32 protein-coding genes are annotated in these 25,804 nt (G+C 29.2%); all 32 read right to left on the bottom strand.

Going from position 1 to position 25,804, the window contains the following annotated elements:
- Positions 1-64: 64 nt before the first annotated feature.
- The 32 genes from B5S50_RS16980 to B5S50_RS16825 all read right to left on the bottom strand — a co-directional run bounded on the left by B5S50_RS16980 (position 65) and on the right by B5S50_RS16825 (position 25,750).
- Positions 65-295: an endonuclease III gene (locus tag B5S50_RS16980; protein ID WP_065077559.1), complete on the bottom strand. Its 231-nt coding sequence runs from the start codon at positions 293-295 to the stop codon at positions 65-67.
- Complete coding sequence (spoIIM, locus tag B5S50_RS16975; RefSeq protein WP_065077560.1) at positions 292-942, bottom strand: stage II sporulation protein M; 651 nt, start codon at positions 940-942, stop codon at positions 292-294. Before spoIIM ends, B5S50_RS16980 begins: the two co-directional genes overlap by 4 nt.
- 68 nt (positions 943-1,010) lie before the next feature.
- The gene (locus B5S50_RS16970) at positions 1,011-1,532 is read right to left on the bottom strand and encodes an NUDIX hydrolase (protein WP_013237789.1); all 522 of its coding nucleotides are present in this window, start codon (positions 1,530-1,532) and stop codon (positions 1,011-1,013) included.
- 109 nt (positions 1,533-1,641) lie between these two features.
- A complete protein-coding gene (locus tag B5S50_RS16965) occupies positions 1,642-1,812 on the bottom strand; it encodes a hypothetical protein (protein WP_167351554.1) in 171 nt (56 codons plus the stop codon).
- A 68-nt stretch (positions 1,813-1,880) separates the two neighbouring features.
- Positions 1,881-2,696, bottom strand: coding sequence for a sporulation transcription factor Spo0A (gene spo0A / locus B5S50_RS16960; RefSeq protein ID WP_065077561.1), 816 nt, complete (start codon positions 2,694-2,696; stop codon positions 1,881-1,883).
- Positions 2,697-2,913: 217 nt separating this feature from the next.
- Positions 2,914-4,020, bottom strand: coding sequence for a SpoIVB peptidase (spoIVB, locus tag B5S50_RS16955; protein WP_217302385.1), 1,107 nt, complete (start codon positions 4,018-4,020; stop codon positions 2,914-2,916).
- Between the two features lie 172 nt (positions 4,021-4,192).
- Entirely contained in the window at positions 4,193-5,890 is a 1,698-nt protein-coding gene (gene recN / locus B5S50_RS16950; RefSeq protein ID WP_065077563.1) for a DNA repair protein RecN, read from the bottom strand.
- 11 nt (positions 5,891-5,901) lie between these two features.
- Entirely contained in the window at positions 5,902-6,354 is a 453-nt protein-coding gene (locus tag B5S50_RS16945) for an arginine repressor (RefSeq protein ID WP_065077564.1), read from the bottom strand.
- Positions 6,341-7,198, bottom strand: coding sequence for an NAD(+)/NADH kinase (locus tag B5S50_RS16940; RefSeq protein WP_065077565.1), 858 nt, complete (start codon positions 7,196-7,198; stop codon positions 6,341-6,343). The genes B5S50_RS16945 and B5S50_RS16940 overlap by 14 nt, the downstream gene beginning before the upstream one ends.
- Positions 7,195-8,019, bottom strand: a complete 825-nt coding sequence (locus tag B5S50_RS16935; protein ID WP_065077566.1) for a TlyA family RNA methyltransferase — start codon at positions 8,017-8,019, stop codon at positions 7,195-7,197. The genes B5S50_RS16940 and B5S50_RS16935 overlap by 4 nt, the downstream gene beginning before the upstream one ends.
- A 17-nt stretch (positions 8,020-8,036) precedes the next feature.
- A complete protein-coding gene (gene dxs, locus B5S50_RS16930; RefSeq protein WP_065077567.1) occupies positions 8,037-9,911 on the bottom strand; it encodes a 1-deoxy-D-xylulose-5-phosphate synthase in 1,875 nt (624 codons plus the stop codon).
- Positions 9,912-9,965: 54 nt separating this feature from the next.
- Entirely contained in the window at positions 9,966-10,847 is an 882-nt protein-coding gene (locus B5S50_RS16925) for a polyprenyl synthetase family protein (RefSeq protein WP_065077568.1), read from the bottom strand.
- 45 nt (positions 10,848-10,892) lie between these two features.
- Positions 10,893-11,117, bottom strand: coding sequence for an exodeoxyribonuclease VII small subunit (locus B5S50_RS16920; protein WP_065077569.1), 225 nt, complete (start codon positions 11,115-11,117; stop codon positions 10,893-10,895).
- Between the two features lie 15 nt (positions 11,118-11,132).
- Positions 11,133-12,329, bottom strand: coding sequence for an exodeoxyribonuclease VII large subunit (xseA, locus tag B5S50_RS16915; protein ID WP_065077570.1), 1,197 nt, complete (start codon positions 12,327-12,329; stop codon positions 11,133-11,135).
- 334 nt (positions 12,330-12,663) lie between these two features.
- Entirely contained in the window at positions 12,664-13,140 is a 477-nt protein-coding gene (nusB, locus tag B5S50_RS16910) for a transcription antitermination factor NusB (RefSeq protein WP_217302384.1), read from the bottom strand.
- Positions 13,141-13,281: 141 nt separating this feature from the next.
- Complete coding sequence (locus B5S50_RS16905; protein ID WP_063601606.1) at positions 13,282-13,680, bottom strand: Asp23/Gls24 family envelope stress response protein; 399 nt, start codon at positions 13,678-13,680, stop codon at positions 13,282-13,284.
- Between the two features lie 266 nt (positions 13,681-13,946).
- Positions 13,947-15,200, bottom strand: a complete 1,254-nt coding sequence (locus B5S50_RS21680; protein ID WP_254306610.1) for a transposase — start codon at positions 15,198-15,200, stop codon at positions 13,947-13,949.
- 211 nt (positions 15,201-15,411) lie between these two features.
- Complete coding sequence (locus tag B5S50_RS16895) at positions 15,412-15,972, bottom strand: SpoIIIAH-like family protein (protein ID WP_063601605.1); 561 nt, start codon at positions 15,970-15,972, stop codon at positions 15,412-15,414.
- A gap of 57 nt (positions 15,973-16,029) precedes the next feature.
- Entirely contained in the window at positions 16,030-16,665 is a 636-nt protein-coding gene (gene spoIIIAG, locus B5S50_RS16890; RefSeq protein ID WP_217302383.1) for a stage III sporulation protein AG, read from the bottom strand.
- 17 nt (positions 16,666-16,682) lie between these two features.
- Complete coding sequence (gene spoIIIAF / locus B5S50_RS16885) at positions 16,683-17,279, bottom strand: stage III sporulation protein AF (RefSeq protein ID WP_217302382.1); 597 nt, start codon at positions 17,277-17,279, stop codon at positions 16,683-16,685.
- Positions 17,280-17,295: 16 nt separating this feature from the next.
- Entirely contained in the window at positions 17,296-18,528 is a 1,233-nt protein-coding gene (gene spoIIIAE / locus B5S50_RS16880; protein ID WP_217302381.1) for a stage III sporulation protein AE, read from the bottom strand.
- Between the two features lie 8 nt (positions 18,529-18,536).
- Positions 18,537-18,920 carry a stage III sporulation protein AD gene (spoIIIAD, locus tag B5S50_RS16875; protein ID WP_013237771.1) on the bottom strand — a complete coding sequence of 128 codons (384 nt, stop codon included), beginning with the start codon at positions 18,918-18,920 and terminating at the stop codon, positions 18,537-18,539.
- 9 nt (positions 18,921-18,929) lie between these two features.
- Complete coding sequence (gene spoIIIAC / locus B5S50_RS16870; protein WP_013237770.1) at positions 18,930-19,127, bottom strand: stage III sporulation protein AC; 198 nt, start codon at positions 19,125-19,127, stop codon at positions 18,930-18,932.
- A 57-nt stretch (positions 19,128-19,184) separates the two neighbouring features.
- The gene (spoIIIAB, locus tag B5S50_RS16865) at positions 19,185-19,703 is read right to left on the bottom strand and encodes a stage III sporulation protein SpoIIIAB (RefSeq protein WP_217302380.1); all 519 of its coding nucleotides are present in this window, start codon (positions 19,701-19,703) and stop codon (positions 19,185-19,187) included.
- A 1-nt stretch (position 19,704) separates the two neighbouring features.
- Positions 19,705-20,622: a stage III sporulation protein AA gene (spoIIIAA, locus tag B5S50_RS16860; protein ID WP_217303820.1), complete on the bottom strand. Its 918-nt coding sequence runs from the start codon at positions 20,620-20,622 to the stop codon at positions 19,705-19,707.
- A gap of 126 nt (positions 20,623-20,748) precedes the next feature.
- A complete protein-coding gene (locus B5S50_RS16855) occupies positions 20,749-21,150 on the bottom strand; it encodes a CD1247 N-terminal domain-containing protein (RefSeq protein ID WP_065077578.1) in 402 nt (133 codons plus the stop codon).
- Between the two features lie 39 nt (positions 21,151-21,189).
- A complete protein-coding gene (efp, locus tag B5S50_RS16850; protein ID WP_029170128.1) occupies positions 21,190-21,747 on the bottom strand; it encodes an elongation factor P in 558 nt (185 codons plus the stop codon).
- A gap of 328 nt (positions 21,748-22,075) precedes the next feature.
- Positions 22,076-23,152, bottom strand: coding sequence for a Xaa-Pro peptidase family protein (locus B5S50_RS16845; RefSeq protein ID WP_065077579.1), 1,077 nt, complete (start codon positions 23,150-23,152; stop codon positions 22,076-22,078).
- 505 nt (positions 23,153-23,657) lie between these two features.
- The gene (locus B5S50_RS16840) at positions 23,658-24,071 is read right to left on the bottom strand and encodes a hypothetical protein (protein ID WP_065077580.1); all 414 of its coding nucleotides are present in this window, start codon (positions 24,069-24,071) and stop codon (positions 23,658-23,660) included.
- A gap of 83 nt (positions 24,072-24,154) precedes the next feature.
- On the bottom strand, positions 24,155-24,598 hold the full coding sequence (locus B5S50_RS16835) for a hypothetical protein (protein WP_065077581.1): 444 nt from the start codon (positions 24,596-24,598) through the stop codon (positions 24,155-24,157).
- A gap of 67 nt (positions 24,599-24,665) precedes the next feature.
- Positions 24,666-25,400 (bottom strand): hypothetical protein, encoded by a 735-nt coding sequence (locus B5S50_RS16830; RefSeq protein WP_065077582.1) that lies wholly within the window; start codon positions 25,398-25,400, stop codon positions 24,666-24,668.
- Complete coding sequence (locus B5S50_RS16825) at positions 25,397-25,750, bottom strand: hypothetical protein (RefSeq protein ID WP_242872095.1); 354 nt, start codon at positions 25,748-25,750, stop codon at positions 25,397-25,399. Before B5S50_RS16825 ends, B5S50_RS16830 begins: the two co-directional genes overlap by 4 nt.
- Between the last annotated feature and the right edge of the window lie 54 nt (positions 25,751-25,804).

The raw sequence follows: 25,804 nt of genomic DNA, 5'->3' as shown, positions 1-25,804 counted from the left end.
GGTTTCTTCATAACCTAATAAAAGTCCATCCAAAATTACCACCTACTCTTCGAGAGTTATAATTTTAAAACTTAAGAAATTCGTTAAAAACAATAGTGTAATTATATATTATGTTCATATTTTTAGTAAATATGCTATAGACAAATATACTATTGTCATAAGAATGAGGCTTAACAACAAAGTTATATATAACAAAGTCTATACATCTAGGTAGAAATACGCCAAAAAATACAAGTATAAAAAAGCATTTTAATGTTACTATAATAAATTCTGACTTTTTCTCATCTAATATCATACTATCATCATCCCAAAACTTGCTGCAATAAGTTTAATCATATTTGGGGTTAAATATGCTTCCATAAAAAAGCCTATAAACATGACAGTAGTTACCAGTAAAAAACAAACAGAGTAGGATGTAAATCTAACCAAAACATTGGATTTCCATTTAAGTCCAGATCTATCTTTAAATATCATAAGCGAAAATTCCATAGCAAGCACTGATGAAAATATTATACAGGGTATATATATTATATTTTGTGGAAGTATACCTAAAAGTGAAATCCACATACCCTTTATTCCCATTCCACTTATTATAAAGCTCATAGCAAATCCAATGGTAAATCCCTTTATTATATCTATTATAAGTATTACTGGTATTCCTATCATTGTAAGGCCCAAAAACCAAACAGCTAAAATTATTGGAATATTATTTTTTAATGTTTCTAAAAAAATAGATTTATAATTTACACTTCCTGATCCTATTGTAGTCGTAAAATTTTTAAGGTAGCTCAAAAGATCACTTTTCTCAAATCCGCCCATGTATCTAACGCTATATATACCTAGTACTATCCCTGTAAATACACATAATATACTTATAACATATAACCAAAAATTATTTTTAATGTGTCCATTTATTAAACTTGATAGTTTATTTTCCAACATAACTTTATCCCCCTTTTGTTCATCATCTTTTTATAATTTATGATTTACAAAAGAGTTATATGACTATGTTATACCATCATAAACGCACAAATGGTCTTTGCATCTATTATTTCTCCCTTTTTTATCATTTCCTTAATTTTATTCAATTTAACTTCCCGCACATTTATGAATTCATCTTCATCGCAAATATCATTTCTTCCCTTATATAAGTCTTCAGCTTTGAAAATATATATATATTCATCACAAAAACCAGGGCTCGTAACTACCTTCCCCAGATATTCAAATTTTTTGGCCTTATATCCTATCTCCTCTTCCAGTTCTCTTCTTCCGCAGCTTTCCATATCTTCATTTTGCTCAATTTTACCTGCTGGTATTTCAAGAAGCACATGTTCTATAGGTTTTCTAAACTGTTCCACCATAAACAATGTATTACTGTCTTTATATGCCAGTATTGCTACTCCACCACAGTGATTTACTATTTCCCTTTTAGATTCTCTACCATTGGGAAGTTTTACAGTATGGACATTAACATCAATAATTTTTCCTTTGTATATGTTTTCTTGCTTTATAGTTTTTTCAGTAAAATCCATATTTATGCACCTCTTTATTTATTTTGTAAAATTACTACTTAAAACTCTATAAAATTAATTATTTTAATTAATTTTATACTTTACCAATCCCATTGTCAATTAAGAGAAGTTAAAGTTGTTTTTCTATGTTCTTTGCTAATGTTTTATAATATCTTATAATTTGTCTTAGCTCCTCTTCCTTATCTGAATCATTTGACATTTTCTCTCTAAGTTCATTTATTCTACTTTTAATTAAATTTTGTATATTCTTTATATCTTCCAATTCTAACTCTATTTTCATGGGTTATATGCTCCTTTTAAAAAACTTCCATTCTTTAAATTAAAATGAATGGAAGATATTTTAACTTTTTAGCTTACCTTATTTTTTAATCTTAATTTATCAGCAACCATAGCTATAAACTCTGAATTTGTGGGCTTACCCTTATCATTATGTATAGTATAACCAAAAATTTTATTTATAGTTTCCACCTGTCCTCTAGACCAAGCTACTTCTATAGCATGCCTTATAGCCCTTTCTACCCTACTTGCAGTAGTATTATATTTTTTAGCTATAGATGGATATAACTCTTTTGTGACTGCCGATAATAGTTCCATATCGTTTACTACCATGGTTATTGCCTCTCTCAAGTACATATATCCTTTTATATGTGCTGGAACACCTATTTCGTGTATTATATTAGTTATTTCCTGTTCCAAATTAGTAGGATCATCTCTTGAAAATCTTATTTCTTCATTATCCATAATGGATACGGTTTTCTTTACTTCATCTCCACTACTTATAACATTATTAAACATCTGTCTTATTCTCTTTGTAAACACTTCCATATTAAAAGGCTTTACTACATAATAATCTGCACCTAATGTTATAGCTCTTTGAGTTATTTTATCCTGCCCTACTGCAGACAAAACTATTACTCTTGGCATTGGACTCATATTCATATTATTTAATCGCTCTAAAACACCTAGTCCGTCAAGGTGAGGCATTATTATATCCAGTACTACTAAGTCTGGCTTTTTTTCTTCAATTAATTTAAGAGCCTCTATCCCATCCTTTGCAATTCCTGTAACTAATATATCCCTCTGATTTAAAAGATAATCATTGAGAATACTGCAAAATTCAGCATTATCATCTGCAATAATTACACTTATTTTTGATTCCTCCATACTATTTACTCCCCTCTTTTTAGTTATATTGCCATATCTTAACAAATAATAAATTCGACAAAGGAATTTTAATTCCTTCTTTTTATATAAATTACATGAAAATTTTATTACGAAAAAAATTAAAAGATAGCATATTAAATGCTATCTTTAGTATCATATACTATACTATTTTTATTTTACCATATTTTTTATAATTATTTAAAACATTTTGTACTCTTTATTTTGACATTATATTTGCATCTTTGAGCATCCAGTCTACATAAATTCCATATCCTACCTGAGGCTTATTTATAAGCACATGAGTAACAGCCCCCACTAATTTGTTATTTTGTATTATGGGACTTCCGCTCATTCCCTGAACTATTCCACCAGTTTTGGCTAAAAGTCTAGGGTCCGTTACTTTTATAACCATGCTCTTAGGTCCAGGTGAATTTTGTGATAATAGTTTTTCTATTTGTATATCATAATATTCTGGTTTTTCCCCAGATATAGTTGTAAAAATCTTAGCAGGACCTTCCTTAATGTCTTTTTTGGGGCATATTTTTATGCTTTTAGAACCCTTACATTTAAAATTTGTATTTGCCTTTCCAAAAACTCCACATTCTGTATTCCTTGTTATATCTCCTAGTTTCACATCTTCATTTACAAATATACCTTTTAATTCTCCAGGATTTCCCTCAACACCTTTCTTAATTGATATAATAGAGGCACTTACTATTTCTCCTGAATTTATATTTAGCTTTGTGCCTGTATCTATATCTGTTATAGGATGACCTAATGCTGCAAACATACCACTTTTTTCATCATAAAAAGTCAAAGTACCTATTCCTGCGGTAGAGTCTCTTATCCAAAGTCCTATCTTATAATTATTACCTTCTAATGCACTTACTGGCTTTACTGTTTTTTCTATATTTTTTCCATTTCTCTCTACTAATATTTTTATACTTTTTTCCTTTGCTTTATTTATTTCAGCTTGAGTTTGTTCGGCATTTTTTACATAAACATCATTTATTTTAATTATATTATCTCCTACTTGTATTCCTGCTAGTGCAGCAGGGCTTGTAACTTTTCCCTTTGAAGTTTCTATATCTGAAAGAGCTACTACCAATACTCCTTTAGTATTTAGTTTTACCCCAATAGGTTCTCCACCTAAGTATACATTAACATTACTGGCTGCAGCTGTATTAAATGCTGATTTAGCGTGAGAAACTTGAACTAAATTGGATCCTTTTCCATCATCATACAATGCATAATAGGCAGCTAACATCATAAACAGGATAGGAATGAACATCCAGCATAATCTGTTTTTAATTTTTTTACCCATGCTTTTACCTCCTGTGTTACACTGTTTTCTACATTTAAGTTGCCCTTTTAAATATCTTATTATGCTATCATATAGATGCATTTAAAGTTAATGTATTCTTCAAAAATATAAATTTTATTCAAAAAGTTAAAAGTCACCTCCTGACTTTTGGAGATAACTTCTTTAATTTCTACTATTTAATTTTACACTTTTTAGAATCTGCCATCCTAACAAGTTCTTTCGCATGTTCTAAAGTAAGTTTTGTAACTTTTTCCCCTCCTATCATTCTAGCTATTTCACATTCTTTTTCTATTTTTTTCATCTTTTTAACTTTCGTATAGGTTTTATTGTTACTAATATTTTTTGAAACCCAATAATGGATATCAGACATACATGCTATTTGAGGTAGGTGTGTAACACAAAAAACCTGATGTTTTTTAGATATAGCATACATTTTTTCCGCTACACTCTGTGCTATTCTTCCACTTATTCCTGTATCTATTTCATCAAATATAACAGATGGAATATGATCCTTATCTACAAATACAGTTTTTAACGCTAACATTATTCTTGAAAGTTCTCCTCCTGAAACTACATTTTCCAAAGGTTTTAGAGGTTCACCTGGATTAGTAGATATACAAAATTTTACTTTATCCATTCCTTTTGAAGTAAATTTATCTTCAAAGTTAATTTCTATTTTAAATATACTGTGTTCAAGTCCTATGAAATTTAACTCATTTTTTATATTTTTTTCTAAAACATGAGCCGTTTTACATCGCATTTCATGAAGTTTTTTACTTTTAACTTTAAGTAAACTTTCTAATTTTATTTTTTCCGAATCTAAATTTTTTATTATATCAGAGGCATTTTTCATTTCCTCATATTGAGTTTTTATCTTATCTCTATAATTTAATATGTCCTTTATAGTATTACCATATTTTTTTTTTAAACCATTTATCTGATATATTCTATTATTTATATATTCTAATTCATTTTTATCACAATAAACACTGTCTTTCATACTTCTTATTTCATCTATATTACCTTCTATAGCATAATATATATTTTCAAGTGAAGTGCACATATCTCCTATTTGAGGCATAATATCTTTTATGGAATTCAACTGTTTTAAAACTATTCCAAAATTATCATATATAGAATTTTTTTCTTCTTCTCCACTATAAAGGGTTATATAGCATTTGTTTATTACATTGTTTATTTTTTCAGCATTAGATAAAACATTAAATTTTTTATCCAGTTCTGTTTCTTCTGTTTCTTTTAAATCTGCTGAATTTATTTCATTTATCTGGTACTTTAAAAAATCTATTAACTTTTCTCTATCTTCACTTTTACCTGAAAGTTCATATATTTTATCTTTTATATTATTTAAATTCTTATAACTTTTTCTATATTCTTCCATTGTCTCAGAAATAAAATTTTCACCATAATAGTCCAAATAATCTATATGGTTTTGCTCTGAAAGCAAATTTTGATTATCATGTTGGCCATGTATATCAAGCAGTGTACTACTTATATCTCTTAAATCAGACAATAAAATAGATTTACCATTTATCTTTGCTACAGTTCTTCCTGATTGAAAAGATTCTCTGCTTATTATTACTAAATCTTCTTCTGATTTCACATCTTTTTCTTCTAGAATTTCAAAAGTTTTTGGATTTTCTATAGTAAAAACTGCTTCTACAAAAGTTTTATTTTCCCCTGTTCTTATCAAATTCTTATTAAATTTTCCTCCAAGTGCATAGTTTATTGCATCAATCAATATAGATTTACCTGCTCCAGTTTCACCAGAAAATACATTAAAACCTGATTCAAAGGATATAGTCAACTTTTCTATAAGTGCAAAATTTTTTATATTCAATTGAAGCAGCATAAAATAGCCTCCTACTCAGAAATCATTTTTTTCATTTTTTGAGTTATTATATGAGCATTTTCCACGTCTCTAGTCATTACAAATATAGTGTTATCACCAGCTATACTTCCAGCTATTCCAACAAAATTTAAAGAATCTATGGCTTCAGCTGCTGCAGAAGCAGACCCTGAAATTGTTTTTACTATTATGAAATTTTCTATATTTTCCACGCTTGTTACAGTTTGAGAAAATATATTTACAAGTTTATTAGATAAGAAATTTTTCGTATGTGAAATAGTTGCATATTTATATTTTCCACTATCAGATAATACTTTTATAAGTTTTAATTCTTTTATATCCCTTGAAACTGTAGCTTGTGTTACATTCATTCCGCTTTTTTTTAGTCTATCCGCTAATTCTTCCTGAGTTTCAATATCATTTGAATTTATAATTTCAAGTATCTTGGCATGTCTAGTTACCTTCATATACTTCACCTTCTTTTGCCTTAAAATTAATTTTATCTTTTAATGTGTCAAAATAATTATTATCATCAAATTTTATAAATTTCCTTTTATTCTTAGATCTTCTTACTTGTATGGTATTTAGACCATTTACTTCAATCCATTCCTGACCATCTATTGATAAAAATATATTTTTTAAACTTTTTCTAACTGCTATAGTTATACAGCATTTATTGTCCAGCACAATAGTTCTAGATGTTAAAAACTGCGAATACATAGGAGTAAGGCATAATATATCTAAAGATGGATATATTATAGGTCCCCCTGCAGAAAGATTATATCCTGTAGATCCTGTAGACGTAGATACAATAATACCATCACCACTAAATGTATTGTAAAAGTTCTCATTTATATAAACATCATATCTCTGTATTCTTGACTTAATTCCCTTGTATAATACTACATCATTTAATCCATCATATGTCTTTGGTCCATTTCCACTATCATAGATACATTGAATCATATTCCTCTCTTCAATTACATAATTTCCCTTAAATAATTTTTTGAGTGCGTTCTCTATACTGTTTACCTCTACCTGTGCCAAGAAGCCTAAATGCCCTATGTTTACTCCCAGTATAGGTGTATTTGAATCAAGTATATGTTTTGATGTATTTAATATAGTACCGTCCCCTCCTAATACTATAATTACATCTAACTCAGTGCTTTCATCCTTATCTAATCCATCACAATTTTCATATACTTTTACTTTCACACTTTTATCTATACTATGTATTGTTTTTTTTATGAAATTTAACATTTTTTTATCTGGATCTTTTGTTGTATTAACGTTAATTCCTATATTTTTCATAGTTCCTCCCCATTTAGTTCACAATGAGATGAGTTTACTATGTTTATTATATCTTCATCTATGAACGACTCCTTAAAATCACTTTTCTTAGTAAAATAAACCAAATACTCTATATTTCCTTCCGGACCCTTTACAGGAGAATAACTCAATGAAATTATTTTTAAATTATTTTCTCTCAAAAAAGTTATAATTTCATTTATCACATCTATGTGAGTAGATTTTTCCCTTACTACACCTTTTTTTCCTACCCTTTCTCTTCCAGCTTCAAACTGTGGCTTTATAAGTGCCATTATACTGCCATTTTCTTTCAGTAAGTTACTAACTACAGGTACAACTTTTTTTAGAGATATAAAGGAAACATCTATACTTGCAAAATCTGCATATTCACCTATATCCTCAGGCGTTACATACCTTATATTTGTTCTTTCCATACAAACCACTCTGTCATCTATCCTGAGTTTCCACGCAAACTGCCCATATCCCACATCTATTGAAAATACTTTTTTAGCTCCATTTTGAAGCATGCAATCTGTAAACCCACCTGTAGATGCACCTATATCCATGCATACTTTATTATTTAAGTTAATATTAAACTCTTTTACAGCTTTTTGTAATTTCAATCCTCCCCTACTTACAAAAGGAAGTTTTTCTCCTCTAAATTCTATATTGGAACTTTTTTTTATCTTCTGTCCACATTTATCTACTCTCTGTCCATTAATAAATATTTCTCCAGCCATAATACTGGCTTTAGCCCTCTCTCTAGATTGAAAAATGCCCTTTTCTACTAAAAGTACGTCCAATCTTTCCTTTGGTTCTGACATAATAAACTACCTCACTATTAAAATATATGACTTGCCTCTGCTGCTTTAAGTACACTATTTACGATACCTTTAGGATCCAGACCATACAGCTTATACAAAATATCCGATTTTCCATGCTGTACAAACTTATCATCAAACCCTAAGTTTACTATTTTTACTTTTTTATTTAATTTATTTACATATTCTAATATATAGGATCCTAATCCTCCTCTTATTATATTGTCTTCAACAGTAACGATAGTTACCTTTTCTTCAATTAAACTGTTTAACATTTCCTTGTCCAGTGGCTTAATAAAGCATGCACTTATAATCCTCACATCTATACCTTTTTCTTTAAGCTTTTTTCCTGCTAACACTGCATTTTGTACCATTTTCCCTTGAGCAATTATTGCTACACTGCCTTCATTTGAAATACAGTCCCACTTTCCAAGTTTAAAATTTTCTACAGGATTGAGACATACACTATCTCCTCCCCTTGGATACCTTATAGCTACAGGAAAACTCTGGCCTAATGCCCATTTTAACATATATGGAAGTTCATCTATACATTTAGGAGACATAAGCGTCATATGTGGCATTTCCGTTAAATAAGATAAATCAAATATTCCCTGATGTGTCTCCCCATCTTCTCCTACAATTCCAGCTCTATCTATAGCAAAAACTACTGGAAGTTCTTGCATACATACATCATGAATAAGTTGATCGTAAGCTCTTTGAAGAAAAGTAGAGTAAACTGCAAATACAGGTTTTAAATTTGCCTGTGCCATTCCAGCTGCCAGAGTTACAGCATGCTGTTCTGCTATTCCCACATCAAAAAACCTTTCAGGAAACTTTTGAGAAAAACTTTTAAGGCCTGTTCCGTCCCTCATAGCTGCAGTTATAGCCACTATTCTATCGTCTTTTTCTGCTAGCTTTACTATTTCATTTCCAAAGGCCTTGGAATAAGTATTTGAGGAGCCAGCATCAAGTTCACCATTGGCACAATTAAAAGGCCCTATTCCATGAAACTTACCTGGATTTTTTTCTGCAAATTCATATCCTTTTCCTTTCTTAGTTATTATATGTATAATAACTGGACCTTGTATGTCTTTAGCAGAAGCGAGTACATCTGTAAGTTCTTTTATATTATGACCATCTATTGGTCCTAAATACTTAATTCCCATATCTTCAAAAAACATTCCAGGCACTACCATTTGCTTTATTGCATTTTTTACCTTTTCAAGGTATTTTGCCATTCCTGTTCCTATATTCGGTATCTTTTTTAATTTAGCTTCTACATCTGCCTTAAATTTATTGTACTTAGGGTCCACTCTAAGTCTATTTAAATATTTAGATACTCCACCTACATTTTTTCCTATGGACATTTGATTATCATTTAATATTATTATAAGCTTCGTTTTTCTATAACCCACATCATTTAGAGCCTCTAGTGCCATACCTCCAGTGAGCGCTCCATCTCCTATAACTGCAACCACATTATATTTCTCGTGCTTTAAATCTCTAGCCCTAGCCATTCCAAGTGCTGCAGATATTGAAGTACTACTGTGCCCTGTTTCGAAAAAATCATATATACTTTCGCACCTTTTAGGAAATCCACTTAATCCTCCAAATTGTCTTAAAGTATCAAATTTATCCTTTCTTCCCGTGAGGATCTTATGAACATAAGCCTGATGTCCCACATCCCATATAAGTTTATCATAATTTAGATCAAATACACTAAATAAACTCAAAGTGAGCTCCACAACCCCCAAGTTAGACGCCAAATGGCCTCCTGTCTTAGATACTTTGTCTATTAAAAATTTTCTAATTTCTCTAGCTAGCTTTTTTTTCTCATTTAAAGACATCTTCTTTACGTCATTTATATCTTTATAATTATCTAATAAATTACTCATCCTTATCTATCCCTTTAACAAAGTAGTTTTAAAATTTTTAGCACAGCTTAAACTTCACTTTTCCCTATTTAATAAAAATGATGTTAAATCTTTTAGATAAGAAGTATCTCCACTTATCCCATTCAGTACTTCTATGCATTCACTTGTAATTGAATTACACATTTCTTTGCATTTATTTATTCCATAAGTACTTATAAATGTAGTTTTGTTATTATTTAGATCACTTTTTACCTTTTTACCTAAAAGAGCAGTATCTCCTGTTAAATCCAATATATCATCCTTTATTTGAAATGCCAATCCTAACTTTTCTCCATAATAGCTTAATTTATCTATTTCATCTTTACTTGCTCCCGCATATACTGCTGCAGATATTATAGATCCTTTTATGAGTGCTCCTGTTTTTTTACTGTGCATATAATAGAGCTGGTCTATAGGTATCTTAGTGTTCTCACTTAAAATATCCACTGTCTGGCCACCAACCATTCCATCAGCTCCTGCACTTTCAGAAATAATACTACAAGCTCTTATAGCATTATTATTTTTCCCAACACAATGTCTAAACATCAAACTCATTGCTTCATTTAAAAGTCCATCTCCCGCAAGTACAGCAATAGCTTCTCCAAATACCTTATGATTTGTAGGTTTACCCCTTCTTAAATCATCATTGTCCATAGCAGGTAAATCATCATGAATTAAGGAATAAGTGTGTATCATTTCTATAGCTGCTGCTATATCCATAACATCACTACAATCTGCCTTATAAAGCTTATAGGTCAAAAGAAATAGCAGAGGTCTTATTCTCTTTCCTCCTGCATCTAAGCTATACTGCATAGCTTCATATACCCTTTTATTATAAGATCCTTTTCCATCCATATAGTCATGGAGGTATTTATTCAATTCCTCTCTTAATGTTTCAATCACACCTTTAATTTCCATAATACATTCTCCATTCTATGTAAATAGCCTTATTAATTCAGCATATTATTCTCGAGGTTTAACATTAAAATCTTCTTCTCCTTCTTCAGTAAGAATTTTTATTTTTCCTTCCGCATCGTTTAATATCTTATATAATTTATTGCACAATTTTACTCCTTCTTCGTAACTCTTCATACTGTCTTGTAACGATAATTCCCTATTATCCATAGAATCTACTATGCTTTCTAATTTTTCCATTATATTTTCATAACTTTCCGTTTTCCTAGGCATACAAGTACCTCTTTTCTAATAATGAATTAGCTTAAATTTAGAAGTTCCATCTTTCATAGTTACTTTAATCTTATCTTTTTTATTGAGTTCTTCAATGGAGTTTATTCCATTATTCTCATCATCTTCTATTATAGAGTATCCCCTATTTAAAATATTTAATGGATTATGGGCAGAAAGCAGTGCATTTATCTTTGCTAATTTCTCTTTTTTCTCATTGATTTTAACATTTAGTTTGAAATTTAAGAGTTCTTTGAGTTTATCCACATTACTATACTGATTTGCTATATATATAAGGGGACTGTTTAAATCTAAAGTTTTTTTCAAAAAATTAAGTCTATTCTTTTCATCTTTTATTTTATCCTTAGCACAAGTGTAAAGTCTATTTTTATAATTATTGAGTTTTTGTAAAGTTTCTTCTAGGTTAAAAACCGCAATTTCTGCTGCCGCAGAAGGTGTAGGTGCTCTTCTGTCAGATACAAAATCCACTATAGTATAGTCAATCTCATGTCCAACTCCTGTTATTATAGGCTTCTTTGAGTTATAAATTGACTCTGCTAATTTTTCATCATTAAAACACCAAAGTTCTTCTATGGACCCTCCTCCTCTTGCTATAATTATAAGATCTACATCTTCTATAGAATTTAATACTTCAATTCCTTTTATCACATCACTGCTAGCATTTGCCCCCTGAACTAGTGATGGATAAATCAAAAGTTGTACCTTTTTGTTTCTTCTTTTAGTTACATTTATTATATCCTTAACCGCAGCTCCTGTAGAAGAAGTAATTACACCTATTTTCTTGGCATAAGTGGGTATTTTTCTTTTATGTGATTCATTAAACAATCCTTTTTGTTCTAACTTTACTTTTAATTTTTCAAAGGCTAAATACAACTCTCCCATACCATCTGGTTTCATTTCCTTGCAATAAAGCTGATATAATCCTTCCTTTTCATATAGAGACACCCTTCCTTTAACTATTACTTTCATACCATCCTCAGGTATAAAATTTAAATTCTCGGCATCTCCTCTAAACATAATGCAGTTTATCTTACTAAACTTATCTTTTAGGGAAAAATATATATGTCCGCTTGTATGTAATTTCAAATTAGATACTTCTCCTTTAATAGAACAGTTAGCAAGTATGAAATCATTATCCAAAGTCTTTTTTATATAATTGTTAATATCAGACACAGTTAATGTTTTAATATACATATTATTTAACCCCTTGCGTTTAATCTGTAATTTATTAACTTTGGCAGCTTAAAAAAATTACCATGTAATTTTTTTAGTTAATAGTTAAGAATTAAAAATTAATAGTTAATGTGGATTTTTTCCGTTACACTACAAAAAATCTTTGAATAAGATTTTCACCACTCGTTTCGCTAAAGTGAAACATTGGTGATTTATATAAATTTAAAGATTTTTTGCGACAGCTAAAAATCATCCTTCACTATTAATTTTTCATTATTAATTCTTAACTTATGAAGCTTTGCTTCGCAATATTTTTATATTAAATCAGAATTTCATATGTGTTAAAATTAAGTACTTACTGTTTACTTATGCTTTTGTCTTTTATCATATTTCCAAGTACACCATTTATAAATGGTGCAGACTTCTCGGAAGAATACTTTTTAGCAAGTTCTATAGCTTCATTTATAGATACCTTTTCAGGAATATCCTGTTCGTATAAAAATTCATATGTACAAATTCTTAGTATTGCAGCATCAACTTTTGGCAGTCTGTTTAATTTCCAATTTCTAAGATATTTTTCAATTTCCTTATCCAAACTATCCTTATTCTCTTCTATTCCCTTTACAACCCTTTTTACATATTCCATATCAACGTTTTTTAGTTTGTCAACATTTTCAATGTAAACTTCCTCGGCACCATCAGTTTCTTTGCTCTCATTTTTTTTTTCTAAATTATCTTCTAAGTTTGCCAAAACACTTCTAAAATCTTCTCTATTTATACTCATTTCAAATAATAATTTCATTATCAGTTCTCTGGATTTTTTTCTATTCATATTTTCCTCCTACTTGGATATATACTCTTCTAAAAATAATTATTGTCATTTCAGATATAATTATACTTAAACTAATACACTAGTTCAAGTATACAAACATATCTTTAAATAGAAACACCCTCTGAATCCAGAGGGTGCATACTATTGCTCTTCTTCTATATTATCATTGCTCTCTTCTGTTTTAGAAATCATAACATTCTGCACATGTATGTTTATAGCTGAAACATCTAAGCCTGTCATAGATTGAACTGCTCTCTTTACATTTTCCTGAACTTTAAGTGCTACATCAGGAATTCTTACTCCGTATTCTACTACTACATATAAATCTATAGCTGCACTATTTTCTCCTACACTCACTTTAACACCTTTAGATAAGTTTTTCTTTCCTGTAAGTATTTGAGTAATTCCACCTACAAGACTGGCACTCATCCCAACTATGCCTTTTATTTCAGTAGTAGCAAGACCTGCAATTACACCTACAACCTCATCAGATATTTTTACAATACCCATATCAATTTCGTTATTCGTATTTTCCTCCATTGTTTCACCTCCTAGATTTTCACATCATCGAAAGACCCACATTACATACATTATATCAAATGGATATTTTTTTTACAATTAATTTATTTATGTAACAGAGATTTAGCACCTAAATTCCAGTGAAAATTTTATTTTTACTGGAATTATATTTTTTTACACTTATTTAAAGGTCTGGTAAGCCCTTAAACCGGTAGATCGTAAAAATTGTTATACACTCCCCTACCCCTAAAAATCTTAATGCAAAGTTTCCAGTTTTTATTTTAAAATTACGTCTTTATGAATAGTGGATTATCCCAATCATCTTCTATAGTAAATCTTTCATCTTTTATATCTTCAATAATATCTATTTGGAGCATTTTTTTCTTCCTAAAACCTCTGATACACCTAAAAAAATATAACTGCATTAAATTAAATGCTAGTATCATAAACATTAAAACTGTCTCTACCCCTGTAGAACTGTGAAGAAAACAATGATCTAAATGCCATTCAGTTTTCAACTGATGAAATACATTATTTTCAATATCCCATCTTTTATGCATTATTTTCCATAAAGTTTCTACTGATATAAATTTATCTGTTGTTATGATCCATTCTTCTTTAATTTCTGCTTTATCTCCAGTATGAATTTCTTCTATAAATTTTATGAATCTTACTTCTATACTTGAATCAGACATTTGAAAATTATCATCATCCCACGCTTTAATCTTTCTATAGGTATTTACATTTTCCTTTACAGTCCAATCTTTATCTGCCTCCCGGCATTTAAATAGGGCTAATGCATCTTTTACAATGTGCAGCCTTTCATCTTTTACTCTTACCAATGCATCCATTCCTATAGAAAGAACTTCTTTTATCCAAGTAGATTTACAGTAAAGAGCATCAGCCACTATGATGTCAGCGAAATGATGATACTTCTTATATAACTTCTTAATTAGTCGTTTACTACCCGTAATTTCACCTTCATCTTTACTTGAACTATCTTTTTTAGGTTCAAGCATCTCTTGACCTAAAATAATATGTGGGTCTGATCCTACTGTTGCACACACTACAGATCTATGAAAATAATGGGTAGTTCCATCTCTATTCTCTCGAGAAAGGCATTTATTGCAACATTTTTTAGTACTTTCAAATAACTCTACACCATCTATGGCAGCTACTTTTAAACCATCAATAGTACCATTTCGAAATACTTTGTTTTTTATAGTTGTTTTTATTATGCTGATATGAATGTTTTTCAAGCCATCCATATCAAAGTTACTTAAACACCGCCTGACTGCGTCAATGTGCAGCATTTTAGTATTTTTAGGTAACACTTTTTTAAATTTATTCTTTTCAATCCAATGTTCTAATCTATTGAAACTTCTTATTTGAAGCATGAATCCAAATAACACTACGAAAACTATTGTTGAAACTTTTACTGGAGATTTTACTCTTTTATCTTTTAAACTATTGATTTTTTCACCTATATCATATACTTTATTAATATAAGTAAGTAATTGTTTTAAATAACTTTTACTCATTTTATCAGCATCCTTTTATTTTTAGTTTTCAGCAAAACCATTATAAAAAGGATGCTTTTATTATGCAAATTTTTTCCGTATAATTTCCAGTAAAAATCGGAATCTATTACTTCTACTGTAAATATTCATAAGACTTTATAATCCAAAGGACTACCGTCCTAAAAATTTTTTAAGTGCTAAACTTCTGTTTATGTAATTGCTCCACTTTGTTTTAACCTTGTTTTACCTCAATTTCAACTTCCTGAATGTTTGAAATACTCATAACTACATCTTTTATCTGTCTTGTATCCTTATCTGCCAATTTATTCTTACCTTTAACTATTACCCTTGCCTTGTTGTCTTCTATAGAACATATAGCATCTTCATATCCCTTACTTTTTAGAGTATTTTCTATTTTCAATTCATAATTTGTATTCATGGCTAATGCAGTGTACTTTTTTTCAGCATCAGCACGATTTGGATCAGAAACATTTTTATCATCTATAAGACTTTTTAAAGTTTGAAGAGTTTCTGCATTTTTTTGATCCCTTGTAAGCCGTGTCTCCTCAAAGAATTGCGACTGTTCACTTTTAGATTGAGCACTTTTTGCTTGAGTACTCTTATCCTGTGAACTCTTATTATCGCTGCTATTAAAAGATACTGCACTTTTACCGCTTCCATTGTCCACACCATTTACATAATTTATAGGACTGTTTAACTTTGTAGCAACTACTCCCACACAAACAATTAAAGCTAAAAGAGTCACAATAATTACAGCTTGTTTTTTATTCATTTTAACTCCCCCCATTTATCTTCTAAAGAATTATATGCTAAAAAATATACTTATATACTACTTTTTCATAGGATATACGTTTACCTTATCTTCTGATATTCCAAACAAATCTGTTATAGCTTTTGATATTCTGAGTTCGGTTATTTTGTTTTCAGCTCCTTCAGCTACAACACATACACCTGAAACTTTAGGATTATATGTCTTAACTATAAGCGGCTGTGACTTGCTGCCATCATTTGTAACAACCACCGTACTTCCATTGTTTTTTTGGGTAGTATTTCTTGTACCACCTTCAGTATCCTTTTCTTCTGTATTATTCGTTGAATCAGTTATATTCACTGCCGGTACACTCTCCTCCCCACTTTCAAAGTTTATCATTACTTCCACTTTACCTACCCCATCCATTTTTTCCAAAGTATTTTTTAGATCTTCCTGCATTGATTTTTCATAATTCTCAGTCTTACTTTGTTCGGAAGATGTAGGACTCTGCTGCTTATTGCTCTTACTACTGTCATCATTTAAATTTTCAGAGGTATTTACACTACTTTCATTATTGTAGTTTTTAAAAAAACTTATTGTAACAATTATGAGTACTCCTACCAAAAATAATACAGCCAAATTGAAAATATTTTTTTTGTCATTAGACACCTTTTTATTATTAAAAAGTTCTTTTAACCACTTTTTTAAATTCATAATACTAACTCCTCCAACTAAGAATTTACATGTATAATATTTTTAGATACATTTAATTCCTGGCTTAAATAAGTTTTTAATTTTACATTTTTATCGTCATCTCCAGAATCCAAATTGCTGACGGAAGTACTTTTGGTATTTATATCAACCTTTTTTATTTTTTCCACACTTCCATCTTTAACTTGAACATTTACATTTTTTATACATACACTATTATTTTGTTCATCATAATTTGCATCTATTTTTACTTTATAACTTTCATCTGGATATTTTTCTTTAAGACTTTTTTCACACTTAGTTTCAAGATTCATTTTAAAAGTTTCAATAGTATCTTCCATACTCTTTTTCTTGTAATCATTAAATTCGTTTAATTGACTTTTACTGTTAAATCCCTTTTCAAAACTCTCTATAGCATTTTCAGTATACTGATTTATATCAAAATCTTTATTGAATATTTTCACTACTGGATTAATGAAAACTGTAATCAAAATGAGGCCCAATACAAATTTACAATATTTCTTCATGCTATTATCTGGCAATATCATTTCTATAGCTGTAATAAAAAATAGTGCAGTGCATATGTTTATCAGCCACTCCTTTAAAGATTGAAGCATATTGTATTCCTCTCTTTCACATTGTAATTTTCCCTGCTGCAGCTATTATACATATCATTATGAAAAACATAACAGATACACATATGAGACATGCCATTATAAGTACAATGGAGCTTCCTGCAGAGTTTATACAGTTTACAAGCCTTCCATCACTTATAGGTTCTATTAGAGCTGCAGTAAGCTTATATGCTACTACAATAATTAAAAGTTTTATTACTGGAAACAGCAGTATTGCTACAATAATTACAAGTCCTAAGCTGCTTAACGCATTTTTTAGTAAAATAGAATATCCTGCTACAGTAGATATGGCATCTGAAAGACTCTTCCCCACTATTGGCACAAAATTATCCACTGCAAATTTAGCAGTTTTTGCTGTAACTTCATCAATAGTTTTAGAAGTTATCCCTCTTACAGTTATAATTCCTATAAATACAGTCATTATAATTCCCTGTGCCCAAAGTGCTACCTGATTTAGGAGCTTGGTAAGTTTATCTATTTTATATTCAGAAGATAAATTATTTACAAACTGAAGTACAAAAGACATGGATATTATAGGAATTATCACATCCATAAACAAATTAGCACTTATAGTTATAGCACCTATTACAATAGGATCCATAATTGATGCTTCTACAAATCCTCCAACTGAAGCCACCAAAGTTATAAGTATAGGTATTAATGCAACCATAAAATCAGTCATTTCTTTTATAGTAGACCTAGCAATATCAACACTTATGTAAAAGCTTCTGGCCATTATTATTATTATTAGTGAGTAACATGCAAAATAAGCTATATTAGATAACTGTTCTCCATTAAAAGCTCTCTGCAAATTAGTAAGTAATGCACATATAAGTGAAATTACTATTAAAAGTACTAAAAGTTTTAATGAAGCTGCTACTTCTCTCACCCCATACATTGTAAGTGCACGTATAATTTTCTTTAAAGATGTATTCCCTGACCCAGTTTTTAGAAAACTTTTCACATAATCTTTTACATCTATGTCATTAAGGACCTCATTTTTTGTCTTCATATTAGATATATAATCATAAAATTTTTCTATCTGCTCTTTTTCAGATTCACTTTGTTTATTTTGAATTTTATTATATTTATCATCCTGTACACTATCCTCATTACTATTTTCTATTTTAATTTGATTCTGCACATTTGTTTCTCCATTGCTGGTGTCAAAAGCTTGTACATTAAAGCCTATTAATAAAACTATAACTAAACCCAATATAATCTTTTTCATATTAACACCTACATAATCTTTAAAATTGACTGAAGAACAGCCATAAGTATAGGAATTGCAAGTACTAAAATTAATATTTTACCTGCAAATTCAACCTTTGCTCCTAAATTTCCTTGTCCAGCATCTTTACATATTTCACTACAAAAAGAAGCTAAATATGCAATAGCAATTATTTTAAATACAGTGGTTAAATAAATGAAATCTATATTTGCCTTAGCAGCTAATTGCTGAATAAACTGAAGTACTGCCGTTATCTTTGCTATCATAAATAGGAATATAATTATCCCTGCAGCTATACTTATATAAACTGCTATGTCATCTCTCTTTCCTTTAAACAGAAGTACTAAAAACAGTGCTATAAAAGCAAATGCTACTACCTTAATTATCTCCATAACTTTCTCCTAAAGTTGGAACATAGTTCTGACTGTAGTAAATAACTTATTTACTAAGTTAATTACCATCATGAGGACAATTAAAATTCCTGCTAAATTGGTCACCACTGCATAATCACCTTTCCCACTGGCTTCTAAAACTTTGTTTATGAGTATAACAATCATACCCACTCCTGCTATTTTAAAAATTAAGCTTATGTCCATCATTTAATTATCTCTCCCTTTCATTTCTTATAAGAAATTTAATTAATGTGTACCTGCAGTTTAGACTAAAATTATCACCACCACTGCACCTAAAGAAAATCCCAGACATCTGTACATTTTCAAATTCTTATTCATTGAAATTTCAGAAATTTCAATTTGTTTTTTTATGTTTTCTAGGGCTAGGGAAAACATTCTTTTCTGTCCTTCTATATCTGATTCTCCAAGTGTTTTGGATAAATCTATTAGCGTTTCTATATCTTCATTTTTCAAATTTAGAACATCCTTTTTCTTTTCAAATATTGCATTAAAAGCCTCATATACACTGTCAACAGAATTTCCCTTTAACATATGAGATATTTCTTCAAGCACGTCTTTAATAGGATTTATACTTTTAGATGCTGTATTTAAAATAGCTTCTGGTAGTGGAGTATGTGTATATATTATTTCATTTTGAAGTTGATTGATGCATCTTTGTGCTTCCCTCAATTGCTTAACTCTGCCTTTTAGATTTTCTCCCCATATAAATCCAATTCCAGTGGAAGCACATATTGTCATAATACATCCTAGAAACTTTAACATCTTATCCCCTCCATATCATTGAATTTTTAGGGAAATCATATATATACTCCACTGTCCCTGCACCTTTTCTATTGCTAAGTACTACAGCCCTATTAAACACCTTATTTTCAACTATTTCTTTAAAAACAGGCCTGTTGTATAAATCCTCTATTCCATACCCGTGAATAGTTATAATTAGACTTATCCCTGAATTTAAAGCGGTCACAATACTATCCATATCCTTGTAAGTTCCTATTTCATCACAGACTATAACTTCTGGCGACATACTTCTTATAGCCATTATTATTCCCTGACTTTTGGGGCATCCATCTAATATATCTGTTCTGACGCCAACATTTAACTGGGGAACTCCGTTAAAACAAGCTCCTATTTCACTTCTTTCGTCTATAACAGATACTTTCTTTCCCGTAAGTCCTATGCTTTTAACACCTTGGGACATATTTCTTACAATATCTCTTACTAAAGTGGTTTTTCCACACTTAGGAGGTGAAATTATTATGGTGTTTATTATTTCATTTCCTTTTGAAATGAATTTCATAATTGAATCCGAACAATTAATTACTTCCCTACATATTCTGATATTTAAAGATGCGATATCTTTTATGGTTTTAACTTCATCTTTCTCCATAACACATCTTCCACATATTCCTACTCTATGTCCTCCTTTAATAGTTATATATCCCTGTTTAATTTCTTCTTCAAAAGCATATATAGAATAATTACTCATCCTTTTAATTATTGTCTTTATATCTTCTAATTTAGGAATATATTTGCATACAATTTCCCTTTCACCTAACTGAAGTATCAAAGGCCTATACGCCCTTATCCTTATCTCTTGTAAATTAGGGGATTCTATTAAATCACCTAAGGCAACTTTTAAATTTTCAGGTATAATGTTTAAAATTTCTTTAGTATCTATCTCTCTCATCTCCTTTACTTCTTTATATTAATTCCTATTTTGATTATGTAAAAATTATTCCACATAAATAAAAATAAATAAAAAAATCCTATTGAAGTTATAAACTTCAATAGGATTTAAAACTATTTATTTACTTTTTTTAAGTTCATCCTTAATAGGAATACTACTATGGCAATTTGGACACGTTAATTCTTCTCGTTGTTCTAATATATCCTTATCTACATATACGGTATCATTGCAATTTGGACACTGTATTTCAGTAAAGTTTTCTCCTTCATCCTTACACTTACAGATTTCATAATCATCATCATATAAGTTGTCTTGTAAATCCGCTAAATCTTCATCCATGGCATCCACATAATCTTCCATATCTTTTTGAGCTCTGGACATATCATCAATTTCTTCTGCCATGCTTTTAAGTACATCAACAATTTCTATTAGCATTTTTCCCTCATTAGTACTTTTATCAATTTTTAGTCCATCTACTAGACCATTTAGATAGGATACTTTAGATATAATAGAATTCACAATACCACATCCTTAAAGTTATTTTACCATTAGTATTGGCTAAACTCTTTCCATATATTCTCCGGTTCTAGTGTCAATTCTTATAGTTTCTCCCTCATTTACAAATATAGGGACTTGAACAACAGCTCCTGTCTCAAGCGTAGCTGGTTTTAATACGTTAGTGGCAGTATTTCCCTTAACTCCTGGTTCAGTATGAGTTATCTGAAGTTCAACAAAATTTGGAGCTTCAACGGAAAATGCTTCACCTTTATAAAACTTAATTATAGCAAACATATTTTCCTTTAAAAACTTTATTGCATCCTCTACCTTTTCATATTCCAATGGAATTTGCTCAAATGTTTCCTGATCCATAAAATAATACAATTCTCCATCTGAATATAAATACTGCATCTCTTTTCTTTCTATAACTGCCTCCTGCAATTTTGCAGTTGGATTAAAAGTAGTATCAGTAACTGATCCTGTTATAACATTTCTAAGTTTTGTCCTTACAAATGCTGCCCCTTTTCCTGGTTTTACATGAAGGAAATCCAGTACTGTGTACACTTGTCCATCTTGTTCAAAAGTAGTTCCCTTTCTTAAATCTCCTGCTGATATCATTATATACATACCGTTATGTAAACTTTTCTCTTAATTAAATATGTCTAAGATTTTAAGCTTACTTTCCCATTCATAGTGCCCGATTTCGCTATAAGCTACTTTCGCTTGGTCACACACTCCAGGGACGTAAATTCGGATATAACTAACCCTATATTTCAACACTTTTAAAAGCAGTGTTGGATTAACGGTTTTAACCCCTTTCTTATTCTTATTCGACCTAGTTTTGATTTTTATCTAATTTTTCATAGAACTTTCTTTTATATATTTAATATTATACAACATAATATGTTATATAAATATGTTATCTAAATAAAGTAATACTAAGAACTTAATTTATGCATATTAAATTCTTAGGTGACTTAGATAAGGTTTCTCCTCCATCTTCAGTTACCATTACCAAATCCTCTATTCTTACTCCACCAAAATCAGGTATATATATACCTGGCTCATCACTTACTACCATTCCTGATTTTAATTTAGAATTATTTCTATATCCAATTACAGGAGCCTCATGAATTTCTCTTCCTACTCCATGACCCAAACTATGTCCAAAGTACTGACCATATCCTTTACTAGTTATATAATCTCTAGCAATTGCATCCACTTTTGATGCTGGCATTTCTGGCTTATATTCCTTTAAGGCAAGTTCTTCAGCTTCTAATACTATATTGTATATCTCTAGCATTTTCTGTGATGGTTCACCTATTACAACTGTTCTTGTCATATCAGAACAATATTCTTCATAAATGCAACCAAAATCCAAAGTTAAAAATTCTCCTTTTTTTATAACTTTTTCTGTAGCCTGACCATGTGGTAGACTTGATCTCTCTCCAGAAGCAACTATAGATGGAAAAGATAAATCCTTAGCTCCTAACTTTTTCATATAAAATTCCAGCTCTAAACCAACTTCTCTCTCTGTCATACCAGGTTTTATAAATTTCACCATGTGGTCAAAAGCTTTATCTGCAATTTTTGCAGCATTTTTTATTGAATTTATTTCTTCTCTATCTTTCACAATTCTTATTTTTTCTACCATTCCATTCATTGGCACAAGTTCACAATCTAAATTACTATGGTAAAGCTCATACTGGCTGTAAGAAACTATATTTTCCTCAAATCCAAGCCTATGTACTTTAAGCTTGCCTATCAAGCCCGATAAAAATTTTACAAAAGAACCGCTTTTACCATATTCTAAAACTTCATAATCTTTAACTTGCTGTTTAGCCTGTTCAGTAAACCTGGAATCAGTTATAAAAAATGCTTTGTCTAAAGTTATAAGTGAAAAACTTTCATCTCCTGTAAATCCACTTAAATAATTTCTATTAGGATCTCCAACTAACAAAACAGCATCTAACTGTTGACTATCCATAGCCTCTCTCAATTTTTCAATTCTTTTTTTAAACATTTAAATTACCCCCCTAAATTTTAGCAGGGCATAATATTTTTATAATTACTTTAATTTATGGTAGATTACTCCCTGCTAAATTTGAAATCAAATTTAGCTAATAATTTAAATGATAAAATCGTTATTTTAATAAATAAAATTTAAAATAATATTATTCTATCATCATAGTGAACAATGTTATTTTATCAAAACTTGTGATTATTTGCAAATATTAATGTGCGCTTGCTTCAATCCACAATATAAAACTTTGACTTAATATAAGCAAATTGCAAAGCAATTTTCTTAAAGAACAAAATCCAGAGTTCAAATATCAAAATAAGGATAATTTTCTTCCTAACGTCAGAAAACATTAAAATTATAGATTTCCTGAGGTACGATGGAAATCATCTTTATCTGTTCTTTGCTATTTGAACTTTGTTATTTTCAAAAGCTTTGCTTTGCAATATTTTTAAACTACGAAAGTTAAGTTCTTTATAAACAGAGTTCTTAGCATTAGAGCAGGTGTTTATTGGGTAAATTTTACATCTGCTTTGGTTTTTACACCTTGAAACTTATCCTGTTCAATTTTAATATTATCTATGTTACTAAAATATTTGATTTTTTTAACTTTTTCTAGAATACTTTTGATTTCAGCTTGATTTCCTATTACTTCAAACTGTATGGTTAGTTTTCCATCATTATTGCTTGCAACATTAATTACCTGCATACCTTCTATACACTTTAGTTTTCTCAAAATATCAGTACAACTCACTTGTTCTTTATCTTTTATTTGATTTTTTAAGTTTTTTTCTACAAATTGAAGCTTAACATTTTCACTATCTATGCTTTTGAGCACATTATAATTTTTTATTAAAAGTACAGTGCAACTGCACACTAAAAATATTATAATAATTCTATATATATTATTTACCATATTCATTATTAATATTCCACCTTAATTAAATTTACAATTCACAGTTTACGTTAAACAACTTATAACAATTAGGATAAAACAAAGTCCTTTTATTTTAATTTTAGATTGACTTTCCACAGCTTCTTTCCTCCTTCATCATTTCCTATGAGCTTAAAATTTTTAATTATAAACTTATTTGATTTTTCTGCATCTCTAATTAGTGAAAAACATTCTTTTTCATTTCCCTCAAAATCTAAATTTAGACTTTTATTTTCTATATTTACATTTTTAAAGTTTCTTCCTAAATATATGTAATTATAAAAATCTAAATAATTTTCAAAAGTACTACTTTTATCATGTGATAACTTTTTTACAGAACTATGTTCTTTCAACCTAGTTTCTACATCATTTAATTGATTTTTATTCATCATAAGTATATCTAAAAATATTATGTTTACTATTAAAATAATCAAAATAAGTAACTTAAGACTTTTATTCTTTTTAGTTTTTCCTTTTTCTATACACCACTGTGGTAAAAAATATAAGTTTTTCATGTACCAAACTACCTCTTAATTTCATTATTTTAATTTCATAACACCCTATGACAACAACTAAAATAAACTATCTTAAATCCCCTAAATCTCTACATTTATAACTTGTAGAAAGACTTTCTATTATAGCTTTGTAAATAAAATTCACAAAGATTATAGTAGCAAAATTAAAATCTGGCATTAAAATATTTAATTTAAATCTAAATTGTTCTAAATTTTCTAAAAAATTATCTTTATATATATCTTTATATACATTATTCAATATAATCTTATCTCTATAGCAAGCCATGAAATATGTAATATCATTCATATTTAAAATGAATATGTAATTTTCATCTTTTATCCTGTTTTTATACTTTGACCACATATAAAACTGAATTGGTACTATTTGTTTAATATCAGCACCACTGTCACTACACATCTTTGCTATATCCATGTTATGCCAATTCATACAAGAAACCATTACTTTTAAATTGTATTTATTAGATTGAACTATTTCATAGGAAAACATTATATTATGTAGATTTTTAAATTTATTTTTTAATTCATCTCTTATGACTTTGTAGAGGAGTTTACTTTTTAATTTAGGTAATTTCATAAAAGTTACATATATCTCTTCTCCGTGTACTAATATGAACAATCTCTTATTTTTCAGATCAATTCTTATGTTCTCAATTTTACTTACAGGAATAACATTCTCATCTATTTTATTTTTCTTCAATAAATTAAATATAGAATGCTTTTTCGCCATTCTTCTATATGTTATATTTTTATTATTAATTTCTAAAATAGCTTTTTCATTCACTTTTCTAAGCCACCTTTCTTAAAAGAATAATCTATGCAACTATACAGTATATCTTTATTTTTAACTTCATACTCATAAGTTTCTTCTTTATAAAATTCACCATTAAAAATATACTCCACTTTAAAGCAATCCATATTCTTGTCATAGAAAATATAACATTCTTCAAAATATATTTTAAAATTATCTAAAGAAGATATATATTGCTTTATTCCATTATCATCACAAGATGGATTTTTACTTATATACTCATTTAGCTCCGTAAAAAGGTATTCTCTGTATTTTTCAGTTACATCCACCTGAATAGACTTTTTATGGCTGTTTAAATTGTTTGATCTAATATGCATTTCCATGCTGTAGCATCCAAGAGAAATTAAAATACACATACATCCTATAAAAAGCACATA

This window comes from Clostridium sp. 001 (genome assembly GCF_019056555.1).
Lineage (GTDB): Bacteria > Bacillota > Clostridia > Clostridiales > Clostridiaceae > Clostridium_B > Clostridium_B ragsdalei.
The sequence above is the reverse complement of the archived record's forward strand: the minus strand, read 5'-3'. Positions and strand labels throughout refer to the sequence as shown.